The following is a 14,072-nucleotide window of genomic DNA, read 5'->3' as shown; positions in this document are numbered from 1 at the left end:
TTGTCATCATTAACGCCCTACGATCACTGATGAAGAATGAAGGTTACTGTTTTTATTTTTGCCCATAAAACGGTCAAACCAATTGTCGACGCTATAACAGAGGGTGACCTGATATAGCGGAAATTTTTTGCCTTGTAAGCTGACAGGTACCAGTTCTTCTTTTTTTTGATTAGTGAGGCTGTCTATTGAAGAGCAGGCTGTTGAGCTGTCAACGGTGTTATTGAATTCCTGATATTTTCCGTTGATCAAGGATTCAACTCGTAAACCAAAGTGATTACGATCACCGAGTAATCGTTTGGCGATCGTTTCAAGACCATTCACATCTTGCTGGCTTAACTCCAATCGCTTGCCATAAAATCGGCTTCGTTCTTTGGCAATATTGACCAGTGAGTAGCTGGCCCGATCCAGATTACCTCTGTTGAACAGTTTGTAGGCGATATCACCGGTAAAAAACAGTAAGGCAGCGAGAAAGAACATCACAAAGGCCATTTCAATCGCGAAGACGCCTCGTTGGTTATTTCTCATTTTCTTTATCCCATCCTTCATGTTCCTGAACCATTAGCATGGAACGTTTAATGGTTCTTTCAGTGATCCCCGGAATACGCATTGCAGGTATATAGCGGTAAGTCACCGTGTATTGAGCAAGTGGGCAGTCATTACAGCTGGGAACCTTATTACTGTTTACTAAGTCTGAATAGCTTTGATAGTAATCAATCTCCAGGTTGCAGCGTTTTGGGGCAACCAGGTAGTGCCATAAAGTGCTTTGCTGTTTGAACATTTGCTGAAATCGCTGCTGGTAATCCAAGTTGCTTTGCTGCTTTTCATATAATCGCGTATCACGGGCTGACTCCCGGAGCGCGGTTTCGGTCAGGTTGACAATATAGATAAAACGGCAGATCTCGAAGACTGCAAACGTGGTCATGAATAGCACTATCGCACCTAGAGCAAACTCTATACTGAAGACCCCTTTCTGTTTCCGGAGTGATTTCATTTTCGTCATCCTGTTACAACGCTTTGATTGATTGCATTAGCGGGATGAGTTCTTCATCGGAATAGTCACTCTTTAGCAACTGACGGGCTGTCACATAGTCTTTCGATTTGATGAGCGCTACCGCAAGGTTCATTTTCACTTTGTCATTATCAGGGTATGCCTGATACACCGGTGTCAGAATTCGGATTGCTTCATCGGGCTGCTGTTTGACGATGTAGAGCACAGCCAAGTTATTTTTGACCGTGATATCGTCATGGCCCTTCAGGCGTGCCATGTTAAATTGATTTTGTGCTAGTTCAAATTCACCCTGATTGCTGTATGCAATGCCGAGACTGATATTGAGTTTAGATTTTTCATACCCTTTGACCTGTGCTTTTATAAGAGTGTCTATGGCTTGTGAATACTGTTCCGATGCCATAAAAACATTACCGGCCAGATAGAGGAAATCTGGGCTGCTATAGCCAAGTTTTAGCAAATAACGGGTATAGAATTGTGCCGACTCTAAATCATGAATTTTGAAGTAGGCGCCGGTTAGCTTGGCCATCAATTCTTTATTATCAGGCGAATGTTGCAGCTGTGATTTGTAGTAGTCAGTGAGCCCCTGGTAATTTTTGGCCGCAATCAGATTGGCTTCGGTTTTATCTGGAAGTGGTTGGGTAACACAGCCACTAAGTAACAGGGCAGTTAATAATAGAATGTATAACTTTTTCATTAATTAACAATATCCAATGACATTTGCATGATTCCCGGCGCGAGGATCAGGATTACAATCGGGAACATAATCAATAAAATCAGCGGAATACTCATTTTGGCGGAGAGCTTGCCAATCTTTTCTTCCATGGCCAACACGTGCATTTTGCGCATGTCCTCGGCAAGTGAACTGAGTACGTTGGCAATAGATGTTCCGTATTGCAGGTTTTGAATCAGAGTGAAGATAAAACTTTGTACTTCAGGGGTTGGTAATCGGTCACCGAAATCATAGAGTGCTTTTTCAAGCCCCTGAACTTTGGCAGCATCTGCTGTTTTGCGAATGTGGTAGCAGAGATCTTTATCGAAGGCCATTAGCTCTTTGCTGAGATAGCCTAGCGATGCTTCAATTGTCATTCCGGTTTGGATACAGACAGCCATCATATCCAGCATATATGGAAGCTGGCGTGAAGTTTTCTTGGCGACGGCTTTTTTCTTTAGATCCAGAAACATATCCGGTACGACCAGAATCGCAATTAGACAAAGAGCCCCAACTAAACCTTTGTTAGTTAACTCCATATTGGTGAGGGCAATGATAAGGCCAGTGATCAACAGAGTGGCAAATTTTGCCGGTAGGTAATACTTGGCGAGTTTTTGGTTGTAGATCCCGGCATCGACAAGTTTTTTTTCCAGATCGGCCTGTTGCCCCCGGCCAATGGTAGCCAGGAAATTATTGAGTTGCGAAAGTGTTGTTTGCTTGCGAATATCGAGAAAACTCTGAATATTTTTTTTAAGAATTTTCTTGTTTACGATATACGTAAATAGGGCCGCAATTAGCACCCCGCCGATGAGTAGCAGTAATATTGCCCATATCATTAGCGAACCCCCTTTACAAGCAACCACACGATAAATAAACCGAGAAATTCACTGCCTAATACGTAATAGAGAATGTAGCGACCGCTTGGATCGGTGAGGATAAAGTTGACGTTATCCGGGTTGATATAGTTGAGCAGGAACATAAAGGCAAAGGGGATGATGGCAACAATTTTAGCTGACAGGCGAGCCTCAGAAGTCATCGCCATTTTTTTCTTTTCTAGGGTACGGGAATCAACCAGTACCCGGATCAGACGGGCCATTACATTTTTCAGTTGACCGCCACGGGCCATATTGGCCCGGATGGTAACAATAAAAAACAGAAAAGTCGGGTAGGGAATGTTCTTGCACGCACGTTTGAATACCTGTTCGGGCGGTTCGCCCAGCTTTAGGTGTTCGCCCATATTGTGAAATTCATGACCAATTCGATTATCCAGGGTTTTACCGACGTAACAGATGGACTGGGTGATACTCTCTCCCGCGGTGATCGCACTCATCATAATATTTAGCGCGTCAGGAAAGGTTTGCTCGAATTCTTTGCGGCGCTTGTTTAACAGCCATTGCCAGCCGAACAAGAAACCAAAGCATGGCGCGAGCAATGGTAGCCAGTAGTTATTGAGCAATAAGATCTTGGTGCTAATATAAAACGCGCTAAGGGTAATCACCGAAAAATAGACGGCTAGTTTCAGCCCAGCCCCTCTTCCAAGCATACCCAGAGCTGGGGCGAACGATGCCTTCAGTTTCTGGTAGATGGGAGCCTTATGAAGCGAGCCGATATTGATGGCTTCAAAGCTTTCCGTTTCTTCCTGCTCTGCATTTTTCAGCAAAAAATGCCCTTTAAGGTCGGCTTTATTTTGCACATGCAGGTAAGCGGCGATGCCGAAAAGAATCAAAGACAGTGATAGGATCATTATAGGCTCCTGAATGCACTCATTAGCTCATCCTGAAGGCCGCAATAGCTGGCACGCTGCATCAGAATTGAGCGCTGCATGATCCCCGACGTGACAAAGTCCCCCGACACCTGTTCAAGCGACTGGCTTTCGTTGGGCTGGAAGCGGAACAGTTCCTCCATTACGACATTGTCACCTTCGAGTCCGATCACTTCGGAAATGCTGGTGATCTTGCGTGAGCCGTCACGCAGGCGGTTTACCTGAATAATGAGGTGGGCTGCACTGACAATAGTACGTCGAATGGCTTCCACGGGAAGATTCAGATTAGCCATCATTACCATCGATTCAATTCGGGCAATTGCATCACGTGGTGTATTGGCGTGAAGAGTCGACATTGAACCATCATGACCTGTATTCATTGCTTGTAGCATTTCAAAGGCTTCAGAACCCCGGCACTCACCAACAATGATTCGATCCGGACGCATTCGCAAAGAGTTAATCACTAAATCTCGCTGGGATACGGCCCCGGTATTTTCCGTGCTGGCAGGACGGGTTTCCATCCTGACGACGTGGGGTTGTTGCAGCTTGAGCTCGGCGGCATCTTCGATGGTTATTATTCGTTCGTCTTCGCTGATATATTGCGACATCGCATTGAGCAGGGTGGTTTTTCCCGATCCGGTACCACCTGAGATCAGGATATTGAGCCGACAGCGAGCCGCGATCATTAGTACACGAGCCATTTCGGGAGAGATAGCACCAAAGCCAATTAACTCCTCAAGGCCGATTTTACTTTCCTTGAATTTACGGATCGAGATTGAAGTACCATCGAGGGTGATTGGTGGGATCACGATATTGACTCGACTGCCGTCTTCAAGGCGGGCATCAACCATCGGTGAGGATTCATCGATCCGTCGGCCAACTCTGAATGCAATGCGCTGGGCGATTTCCAGCAATTGTTCCTCGTTGACAAAGCTGACATCTGACTGATGCACTTTACCGTGGCGCTCAAAGAAAATATGGTTGCAGCCATTGACCATAATGTCGCTGATGCTGTCATCTTCTATCAGCGGTTGCAGTGGTCCAAGGCCAACCAATTCATCAATGAGGTTTTTAACTAGACTGTTACGCACAACTCCGGGGATCGGGCGCGAATAATTGTTGGCCAGGATCTCGATAGCCTTTTGTACCTGGGCTTCTAGCTCAGGCTTTTTCATGTTGGCGACGGCCTGCGCATCCAGGACTTCGAAGATTTTGTTTCTGAAGTCTAGGTAGATAGATTTGTTGTTCATACTTTATCTCGACCCAGTAGTCGTGCCAGTGATAATTTGCGCGGGTTGTCGTCGAGCAACTTACCGTTCATCAATCGTGAAATATTGCGAAAAGGCCGAGCAAGGCTGGCATTTTGTTTATGCAGGCGCTGCCCTTGCAGCAATATGCTGGCGATTTTAGCGTTGTATGGCAGTACGACATCTGCCTGGCATTCCAGGTGCTCTTCGATTTCTTTGAGCTTCAGCGGGAATGACACCTCTGGACGATGAAAATTGACAAAGATGAACAGGCGTAGCTCTTTTTGCTCCAATTGCCGATATTGGTGTATTGATTCCATAAGCCGACGGGTATTTCTGACCGAAGCTACCGTAGGGTCGAGTACTAGCATGACAATATCGTTACGTTTTACTACTAAAGGAATGTCCACCTTGAAATCAGTACTACCGGAATAATCCTCGATAATAAAGTTTGCCTGGCGATGCAGTAGATCAATAATGTTGTGGCTGTAGCCTAGTAGATCAGTTACAGGCAGGTTACCAGCCAGTGACAGCATCCGAAGCTTATTGCTGATAGGCTGTAGATATCCCGCAGCACTTTCTTCATCCATGTCGTGAAATTGCAGTCCGAGGTTCTCGGCATTTTGCTTTTCAAAGTTTTTTAGTCCAAGCGTGATATCAATATTGCTGGTGTGATATTGGTGATCGACAAGAATCGTATCAGTGCCGGAACTGGCCAGTTCACAGGCAATCTCTGCACTGATCAGAGTCGTTCCTACGCCACCTTTGCTGCCGATAACGGCGACTTTTTTTGCTTTTCGATTCTGGCTGACACCGGCAAAACGGCCGATATTAGAATGTACATGACGAATGAAATCACTGGCTTCTTGCTTGTTGACCGGCCAGAACAGGTAGTACAGCCCCATATCTTTCAGTCCACGCAAGGTGGTTATGGCATCTTCCTGTCCGATAACAATAATTCCCTTGTGATTGGGCAGGCGGCTGGCAAAGGCTTTGGCATCTTCCACGACACTGGTCGACTGATTAAGCTCCAGAATGATGATCTCTTCTAGTTCTTTGGCCGTGAGATGATCCTGCGGCAGGGTGCTTTTGACGCACTGGGGGTCAGCCCAGCCTTCGAAACGGAAGACTTCTTCGATCAGTTCTTTGCAGTGACTGGTTTGGTAAAACAAATTGCACCCGGAAGGGCCCTGCTGAACCTTGTCTTTTTCGGTCGACTGACTGATTGCTTTGGCAATATCAAACATGGTGATCCCTTAAGGCTTGGCGGCAAGTCGGCTTGGCGCGGCAATGTGTTTCATGCGTAGTGTGTCTATAAAGCAGCTGCTTTTTTGTCGGCTTTGACCAAATTGATAGGTCGGGCAATCTTCCGTAATCAGTTGGTACTGTTTAATCGTGATAACAATATCGTTGCCCAGGCTTGGGGAGGCGGTGCGTTTGATCTGCTTGGGTGAAACACCTGCATCAATCAGTTGTTGTTGTGCCTTTTTGGCAATAGATTGTTGCTTAGGTCGGTATAAGATGACCCATTCGGTATCAGGCGCTGCTGGAAAATAGTCGGTAATAACTTCTCTGACCTTGTTTTGTGTAGCCTTCTGGCCATTACGCTTAACATCGATTTTGATGCTGTGCAGCTCCGGATAGAGCAGGGCTTCGGCTCCCTTGACCGGGAGCGGTCGGTCGGCGCAGGCACTAAGTAATAAAGCCAATACCAATAGAGTAAGGTGTCGGATCATTGAATAAAGCCTCCGCGGTCTAATATGTCTATTGTTAATGTGTCTGCTACTTTCTGATTTTGAGTTGATTTTTTGCCATAGATATTAAATAAACGGCTCAGGGTCGATGTTTTATGTATAACTGGCAACCGCACCTCCTGCGCCGAGACTGGCTTCACCAAGTTGACGGTGGCGATAATAATCAGTTCAGTTTTCATCCGTTTGGTACTTGCCTTGCGGAAAGCGGCACCCAGAACCGGGATATCACCTAGGAGCGGGATCCGGCTGATCTGTTCAAAGTCATCGCTGCTCATCAGGCCACCCAGCATGAAGCTTTCCCCGTCGGCAAGCTTGACAGTTGTCAGGGCGCGGCGGGTGCTGAGCTGAGGAACTTCGATCCCGGCGGCTTTGATGGTTTTTTCAATCGCGCTGACTTCCGGAGCGATTTGCAGTCGGATGTTGTCGTCGTTTTCTACCTTCGCAGAAAGATTTAGCTTCACGCCGAACTCTTTGAAGCTGATGTTGGTGGTATTCTGGTTGGTGACAATAACCGGCACTTCGCCACCGACCAGGAAACTGGCACTTTCACCAGACATAACAGTGAGGTTTGGCTCTGCTAATACTTCCGCCAGGCTGTCATTGCCAATGGCACTGATCACCGTAGACAGATCACTGGCATTGAATTGCTGAAAGGAAAAGGTGCCCGCTGCCTGGCCGATGCTGCTCCAGTCAACTCCGAGGGTTTCATTGAACTCTTTGGAAACCTGTGCAACAGAAATCTTCACATTGATCTGATCAACGCGATCAAGCTCAAGCCCCTCGATGATCCCGTCCCAGATATAGTTGCGGTGGAAGTTAACCCACTGCATTTCTTCGAATTCGTTGTCGCCATTTTTGATACGCAGGTCTTCAGCTTCGCCGTAGCGGGTCACTTTTTCTCGGCCTAACAGGTTGGCAACCAGGCGGTAGATATCGTCACGTTGCTTTTCGGAATAGACTTTGCCGCGTACCGCTACCTTATCGCCGACCGAGGTGATTGTAATGCCTAGATCAGGATAGTAGAGCTTGAGCTGGCGGCGGATATCAGCCAGATTAATGTCGACATGAACAAGCTGTGAGAGCAACTGGTTATGGTCGCTTGCATACACGATCAGCTGGGCCTGGCCGATGTTCTTGCTAAACAGCACTAATGTACGTTTGTTGATGATCTTATAATCGGCGATTTCAGGCTGGCTGATAAACACTGTACCAATATCTTGTTTAAAATCGATACTGGTTGCGGTATTTACCGGGATATATCGGCTTGATGCAATAGCTGATGATGAGGTAACCAGAGCCAATGCTGCAAGCAGCAGTAGCCGAACTGTGGCGAAGAATCTGGAGCGCGAGTTCGTTATGAGTATGAATAGTCTGCAATCTGCCATCAGAACAGTTCTCCTAGATTGCCTTTATTGTTGCCTCGTAGCTCGACAATGCCGCTGTAATTGGGAACCACATCGCTGACATTGGCCTCCGGTTGATGGCGGTAGTACTGACTGCGAACAATTTCGAGATACATGGTGCGTTGTGCCAGTGCCAGTTTTGCTAAATCATCCGGCTTGACCTCAATGACAATGGTCGATTCGCTGTCACCGTTTTTGCGTACCTGCGGGTTGATTGCCTCCGAGTCGCTGCCGACCGACATAACTCTGATTTGGGCAAGCAACAAGGTAGCTTTGACGCCCTCAAATTCATCCAGTTCGCTAGTGGTGTTCGATAGGTTGGTTTTTGGCGAGCTGATCGCCATGATGTCAATGTTGTCACCGGGTTTGATGTAACCGGCGATCAGGTTTCTGGACGAGATAGTCAGCGGGTAGAGGGTCATACCGTTGCTTACCAGTAAGTCAAGGTAACCAGGTTGATCTTTAGTCGTCTGGTATTCGGGAAAGACCAGTTCACCGGCTTTAACTGTGGTATTCATCAGGGTAGTTGGCTTAAAGTTCAAGCTGATATCCTGTTTGACGCCAAGCAAGCGAGCATCGCTGAGGGCAACCTGCTCCCTTTCAACCGCCTCTGCTGTCAATGGCTTGCCAATATGCAGGGCTTGTTTTGCACGCCAAAGGGTAATATAGGTTTCTTCACTTTGAACCTGTGGTTCGATGGCAATCGGAGTGGCACTTTCTGTGGTCGCAAAGAGCGAGTCTACAACCCCGTAAATACCTGTAATGACGGCCAGAAAGGCAATAACGAAAATCACTTTTGAGCTCATGGTGCAATCACACTAGATAGAGTTGGCAACAATGGTCAGGTAAAACCCGAAAGAGATAGCGACGCCGTAGGGCAGGCCCCGGTCTTCGCCTGGTTTTTTCTTCAGGATCAGTCGGTCTTTGATTAAATAGAAAACAGCTAGGACGCCTCCGGCCAACAAAGTGAGGATCACCGCATTGAGGAGTTGCCCCGGTAACAGGGCGGCGGCCAGCGCCGCCGCTAGCTTACTGTCACCTGCGGCAAGTATGCCGAAATAGAAGAATATTAAACCAAAAATGGAAATCGTTAACCCACTAATAATCCCGTAAACAAACTGTTCATTCTGATAAGAGATATAAAGTGATAATAACAATATAAATACACACAGCCTGTTTGGAATTTTGCGAGAGCAAATATCAAAACAGGCTGGAATTATACATATAACTCCCAAAAGGAGTGGATTAACCATTATTACTTAGGCTTTAGTATTCACCTTGGCGATTGAGGCGCTTATTTGATCGTAAGCATCTGCAAGGTTTTTTCGAAGATCACCATCGCTGGCAAAGGCCGCACCAACAATCATTGCCATCGCTACACCAATCAAACCATATTCAATAGCGGTTACACCGCGCTCATCTTTTTTGAATGTGTATAGGAATGCCATGGTGTTTGTGTATAACTTCATCATAGTGATAATCCTTTATAAAGGGGAGAGGGAATAGTCGGCGCGTATCATAAGCAATACCTTTTAGGGATAAAAAATGGGTTCTATTGGGTTTATCTATAGGTGGTTTGTGCAGCCATAGAGTTGTGAAATAATAAATGTTTAATCTTCACTTACCATTGTTCTTTAATTGTGTCTGAGGTGAGATTTATGTAACTGAAAGGTTGGTGTGTTGGGGTGTTGTTTCGTGGTTTGAGGTGGTTTTGTCAGTAGGTTTTGGAAAGTATCGGAGAGAAGAGCGAAAAGACAATGTGACTTTACTGGAAATGCACATTATCCTCACGCTGTTAAATGGCTGACAAGCTGTGAAGGCTAGATATGTTGAATGGCGGTGAAACGTTGCTGTAACCAGTCTGATGCTGGGCCAAGCAGACGGTTTTTGGGCCAGATTACGGAAGTTCGCCAGTGGTCATTGTTTAAGAGATTAAATGACAGGGATACTTTTTCCAGTCGGCCGAGTTCAAGGTCGTTGGCGATGACAAAGTTGGGAAGGAATGTTACCCCTAACCCTTTGCGGCACAAGGTTAAAATAGTGTGGATGTCTTCGACATGCCAAAGCTGAGGTGCCGACTTTAACTGATCGATTCCTATCCCCGACATATCGGTAGGGAGCAGTAGCGGCGAGTTGCAAAAATCGTTGAAGCTTAGCTGTTCAGCTTTGTTCTCCAGAAAGTCAGGTGAAGCAACCCAAGAGCTATGCATATGAAAAGCGGTAATAAACTCGCAGTCTACTTTCTCATTGAACGGAAAGATCCCTAGTGCCAGGTCAAGATTGTTTTGCTTTATTTCCTGGAGTAGGTTGCCGCTGCTCTGTTGTACCAGAAATAGCTCAACCATAGGGAACTCTTTTGAAAAGTCGCACAAAATATCAATGACTTCTGGCCCGCAAATCAGTGGGTCAATTCCCATTCTAAGGCGTACTTCATTGATTGAATATATCGACTTGGTTTTTTCGACAAACTCTTCGTAATGCGACATCATTAACTTTGCATTCTTGAATACTCTGTCACCTTTTTCCGTTAGCTTGGGATATTTGTTACTACGGTCAAATAACTCGTAACCCAGATCAATCTCAAGGTTCTGGATTGCGATGCTGATAGTCGCCTGGCTTTTGTTTAGTTCTCGCCCTGCAGCACTGAACGATCCATTTTCAGCTGCAGCAATAAAAGAGTTTAAGTTTTCTATCTGTAATTTCATTTATTCTTCTGACTATTGATTATGTTGTTATGGAAGAATTTTTTATATCGTCAAATGCTATGTGGTATAGCTACCACAATCTTTAACTGATATTGAACTAGCCAAATAAGTATTAATTGGTGCGAATTGCATCAATTTATAGCTTGGTGATATTAATATTAACGCGAGTATTTGTATACAGAATTGTGCGGTGTTTTTTTACCTTAAGTAAGCGTGAAATGAGTGGTGGGACATTTCACGCTAATTTTGAGGGGATATGTTAATAATAACTAATTTATCAGTAATGGGATGAGTGAAGTAATAGAAACTGGTTCTAGAGTAACGGACTAAACATATAAAAGAATTGCTCAGTCAGTTTTTTAATGACAGGACGTTTTTCCCATTCGTTTAGTTCGATGTGGGCAGAATCTTTGATGTAACTTTGCTGAAGCCAACTCAGCTGCTGGGTAAATTCAAGGTTGTCGACTGCGAGCGTTACTTCAAAGTTGAGCCATAAGCTGCGCATATCAATGTTTACTGTGCCGATAAGGCAGTGGCTATCATCTATAACCACGGATTTGGTATGGAGTAATCCGCCACTAAAGCGATGGATTTTAACGCCTGCGGTAAGTAGCTCGGTGAAGAAGGATCGACTTGCCCACTCAACCATCACGGAATCATTTCTGTCAGGTATCACGATATGGACACTGACGCCACGCTCTGCTGCACTTTCAAGAGCATGGAGCAGGTTTTCGCTTGGTACAAAATATGGTGTGGTAATGACCACGCTTTTCTGAGCCTGATAGATACCCAGTAGCAGCACTTGATGGATGATTTCATCGGGCATACCGGGGCCGGATGGGATCACCTGAACCATATCCGAGCTATCGGCTGGAGAGGTCAGCTCATTGGCGGGGAGCGGGGGTAAATAGCGTTCGCCGGTTTCCACTTCCCAATCCCAAGCATGAATACAATTAAGCACGGTGACGGCAGGACCGGTAACACGTACCATGACATCAATCCACTGTCCGACGCCGGCATCAGTCTTGAAAAATTCTGGATCGACCAAATTCATCGAGCCGGTATAAGCTATGTTGTTGTCTATCACTACGATTTTTCGGTGCTGGCGCAGATCAAGACGGCGTAGGAACATACGTAAGGGTGATACTGCCAGTGCCTCGGTGATCTCAACTCCGGCATGCCTCATAAGCTTTGGCCAGTGGGAACGGAAGAAGCGCATGCTGCCAGCCGCATCCAGCAGAACTTTAACCGACACTCCACGCTTTGCTGCCATGATCAGAGCGGTGGCCACCTCATCGGCTAATCCTCCCGGATGCCAAATATAGAACTCAAGATGTACGCTCTGCTCGGCTTGCTGAATATCTTCAATCAGTGAACGTAGGATCTGATGAGGAGAGTCCTGCAAGGAAAGAGTGTTGTCACACAGCGCCGGAATACCTAGGCGGTTCTCACATAATGTATTGATAGGGCGGGCTCTTAGGCTGACTTGCTGAGGCTGGTGGCTGGGACAGTCATACAGACGCTGGAACCAATCAGCAAATGGCTGAAACATTTCTTGTGCTCGGGCTGCCCGTTTCTTGCCCAAGTTAAGTTCGCCGACGAGCAGATAAGCAAAAACGCCGCCGATTGGGATGATGTAGATGATCATCAGCCAAGCCAGTGAAACACCGACAACTCGACGCTTAAATACCACGCGCATGGTAACACCAGCTATAACCAGCCAGTAAAGGAAGATCGCGACCCAAGTGAGTACTTGATAAAACTGTTCCATGTGAATAGCTTATCTGCTTTAAAACATTCTATTGTCTCTATTCTGCATTGAAACGGTAGGAATACCAGCGTTATCTTTTGATAGCGACTTCTGCTAACAAATTTAACAAGAATGAAATAAATTGACGGATTTTGATTAAAATACGTTCAAAAAGGGATGGTTTTTGGCTAAATGGTAGTGGTAGATCAAAAAATAGAATCGCGGGCTTCACATTCTATTCCTAAACTGGTTTACTTGCCAATATTGACGGTGTGATTAATACTTTTTGAGTTGTACATATAACTTTACACCTGAAATGAGCCAACAACTAAACAGTACTCATAATTAGTTAGAGAAGTCTTATGGAAAGTGGATCAAGAGCGCAGTTCAGCTCACGGATAGGTTTTATTTTAGCAGCAGCAGGCTCTGCTGTTGGTCTCGGGAATATTTGGGGATTTCCGACTCAGGCAGCAAGCAACGGTGGTGCTGTGTTTTTGTTGGTTTACCTCCTGATGGTATTTGCTCTGGCATATCCATTGCTGGTTGCTGAGCTGACCATTGGTCGCTACGGTAGCGCGAACCCAATTAAGTCGTTACGCGCAGTATGGCCGCAGCAGCGAGGAATTGCGACGCTACTGGGTATTGCCGGTATGATTGCGGTATCGATGATCCTGAGCTTTTACGCCATTGTCGCGGGTTGGTTATTTGGCTTCCTTGTTGGTCCGATCCTCGATGCGATTGGCATGACAACAGCTGCAAACTGGTTGGAGTCATTCAGTGCCAGCCGTAACCTGGCGCTGATGGTCTTCTTTATGGTGCTGACAATCCTTGTGGTACGCAATGGTGTTGCTAACGGTATCGAACGCTGGTCTACCCGGCTAATGCCAGTACTGCTGGTACTGTTTGTGGTGATGGTGGTGTATATCCTGACCCAAGACGGTGCAATCGATGGCTTGAAAATGTACCTGGTACCGGACTTCTCTCACTTGAACCCCGGTCTGGTAGTCAGTGCTATGGGTCAGGCATTCTTCTCATTGTCGCTGGGTGTGTGTTCGATGATGGTGTACGGCTCGTATATAAAGAAAGATGTAAACTTGCCGAAGACTGCCGCCCAGGTGGCGTTGTTGGATACTTCCGTTGCCTTCATTGCTGGCCTACTGATCCTTCCGGCGATGTTTGTCGCTCAGCATAATGGTGTTGAGATCTACAGTGATACCGGTGCGCTACTGTCATCAGATACGCTGGTATTCAGTGTCCTTCCGGCAATGTTTGATACGATGGGAGGCGCGGGCTTGTTCATTGGCGTACTGTTCTTCGTGTTGATGGTTATTGCTGCACTAACATCTTCAATCTCGATGCTGGAAGTCCCCGTTGCCTGCGCAACAGAAGAGCTCAAGCAAGACCGCAAAGTCGCGGTGTGGTGGATTGGTGGTTTGATTACCTTGTTCTCTGGCATCATCGTCTACAACTTCGGCGAGATGTTTGGCCTGGTGATTTCTCTGACAACTGAATATGCGCAGCCAATCCTGGGGATGTTGTTTGCCCTGCTGGTAGGTTGGGTATGGAAGCGTGACAAAGTGCTGCAGGAAATCAAAGAAGGTTACCCTGAGCTGGAGCAAGGTCTATTCTGGAAAATTTGGCCTTGGTATGTACGCGTAGTCTGTCCGGTAATGATGTTGATGGTTTTTTTCGCTTAATACCCAATTACTGCTTTGAATGATAAATAAAGCCGC

General features: G+C 46.2%; 15 protein-coding genes. 1 reads left to right on the top strand and 14 read right to left on the bottom strand.

Annotation, left to right across the window (positions count from 1 at the left end):
- Positions 1-9: 9 nt before the first annotated feature.
- The 14 genes from tadF to cls all read right to left on the bottom strand — a co-directional run bounded on the left by tadF (position 10) and on the right by cls (position 12,360).
- A complete protein-coding gene (gene tadF, locus MD588_RS01245) occupies positions 10-525 on the bottom strand; it encodes a tight adherence pilus pseudopilin TadF (protein WP_265694945.1) in 516 nt (171 codons plus the stop codon).
- Positions 515-991 carry a TadE/TadG family type IV pilus assembly protein gene (locus MD588_RS01240; protein WP_265694944.1) on the bottom strand — a complete coding sequence of 159 codons (477 nt, stop codon included), beginning with the start codon at positions 989-991 and terminating at the stop codon, positions 515-517. The genes tadF and MD588_RS01240 overlap by 11 nt, the downstream gene beginning before the upstream one ends.
- A 13-nt stretch (positions 992-1,004) precedes the next feature.
- Positions 1,005-1,703 (bottom strand): tetratricopeptide repeat protein, encoded by a 699-nt coding sequence (locus MD588_RS01235; RefSeq protein WP_265694943.1) that lies wholly within the window; start codon positions 1,701-1,703, stop codon positions 1,005-1,007.
- Entirely contained in the window at positions 1,703-2,554 is an 852-nt protein-coding gene (locus MD588_RS01230) for a type II secretion system F family protein (RefSeq protein WP_265694942.1), read from the bottom strand. Before MD588_RS01230 ends, MD588_RS01235 begins: the two co-directional genes overlap by 1 nt.
- Positions 2,554-3,459: a type II secretion system F family protein gene (locus MD588_RS01225; RefSeq protein ID WP_407676532.1), complete on the bottom strand. Its 906-nt coding sequence runs from the start codon at positions 3,457-3,459 to the stop codon at positions 2,554-2,556. The genes MD588_RS01230 and MD588_RS01225 overlap by 1 nt, the downstream gene beginning before the upstream one ends.
- A gap of 2 nt (positions 3,460-3,461) precedes the next feature.
- Entirely contained in the window at positions 3,462-4,730 is a 1,269-nt protein-coding gene (locus MD588_RS01220; protein WP_265694940.1) for a CpaF family protein, read from the bottom strand.
- Complete coding sequence (locus MD588_RS01215; RefSeq protein WP_265694939.1) at positions 4,727-5,974, bottom strand: AAA family ATPase; 1,248 nt, start codon at positions 5,972-5,974, stop codon at positions 4,727-4,729. The genes MD588_RS01220 and MD588_RS01215 overlap by 4 nt, the downstream gene beginning before the upstream one ends.
- A gap of 9 nt (positions 5,975-5,983) precedes the next feature.
- Positions 5,984-6,463, bottom strand: coding sequence for a hypothetical protein (locus tag MD588_RS01210; RefSeq protein WP_265694938.1), 480 nt, complete (start codon positions 6,461-6,463; stop codon positions 5,984-5,986).
- Positions 6,460-7,866 (bottom strand): type II and III secretion system protein family protein, encoded by a 1,407-nt coding sequence (locus tag MD588_RS01205; protein WP_265694937.1) that lies wholly within the window; start codon positions 7,864-7,866, stop codon positions 6,460-6,462. The genes MD588_RS01210 and MD588_RS01205 overlap by 4 nt, the downstream gene beginning before the upstream one ends.
- Entirely contained in the window at positions 7,866-8,690 is an 825-nt protein-coding gene (gene cpaB / locus MD588_RS01200) for a Flp pilus assembly protein CpaB (RefSeq protein ID WP_265694936.1), read from the bottom strand. Before cpaB ends, MD588_RS01205 begins: the two co-directional genes overlap by 1 nt.
- A gap of 12 nt (positions 8,691-8,702) precedes the next feature.
- Positions 8,703-9,137, bottom strand: coding sequence for an A24 family peptidase (locus MD588_RS01195; RefSeq protein WP_265694935.1), 435 nt, complete (start codon positions 9,135-9,137; stop codon positions 8,703-8,705).
- A 6-nt stretch (positions 9,138-9,143) separates the two neighbouring features.
- Positions 9,144-9,356 carry a Flp family type IVb pilin gene (locus MD588_RS01190; protein ID WP_265694934.1) on the bottom strand — a complete coding sequence of 71 codons (213 nt, stop codon included), beginning with the start codon at positions 9,354-9,356 and terminating at the stop codon, positions 9,144-9,146.
- Between the two features lie 348 nt (positions 9,357-9,704).
- Entirely contained in the window at positions 9,705-10,589 is an 885-nt protein-coding gene (locus MD588_RS01185; RefSeq protein ID WP_265694933.1) for a LysR family transcriptional regulator, read from the bottom strand.
- Between the two features lie 313 nt (positions 10,590-10,902).
- Positions 10,903-12,360, bottom strand: coding sequence for a cardiolipin synthase (gene cls, locus MD588_RS01180; protein WP_265694932.1), 1,458 nt, complete (start codon positions 12,358-12,360; stop codon positions 10,903-10,905).
- Between the two features lie 341 nt (positions 12,361-12,701).
- On the opposite strand from cls, the gene MD588_RS01175 reads away from it, so the two are divergent.
- Positions 12,702-14,036 (top strand): sodium-dependent transporter, encoded by a 1,335-nt coding sequence (locus tag MD588_RS01175; RefSeq protein ID WP_265694931.1) that lies wholly within the window; start codon positions 12,702-12,704, stop codon positions 14,034-14,036.
- Positions 14,037-14,072 lie beyond the last annotated feature (36 nt).

It is taken from the genome of Photobacterium obscurum (assembly GCF_026191635.1).
Lineage (GTDB): Bacteria > Pseudomonadota > Gammaproteobacteria > Enterobacterales > Vibrionaceae > Photobacterium > Photobacterium obscurum.
This window is presented reverse-complemented; position numbering and strand designations above follow the sequence as displayed.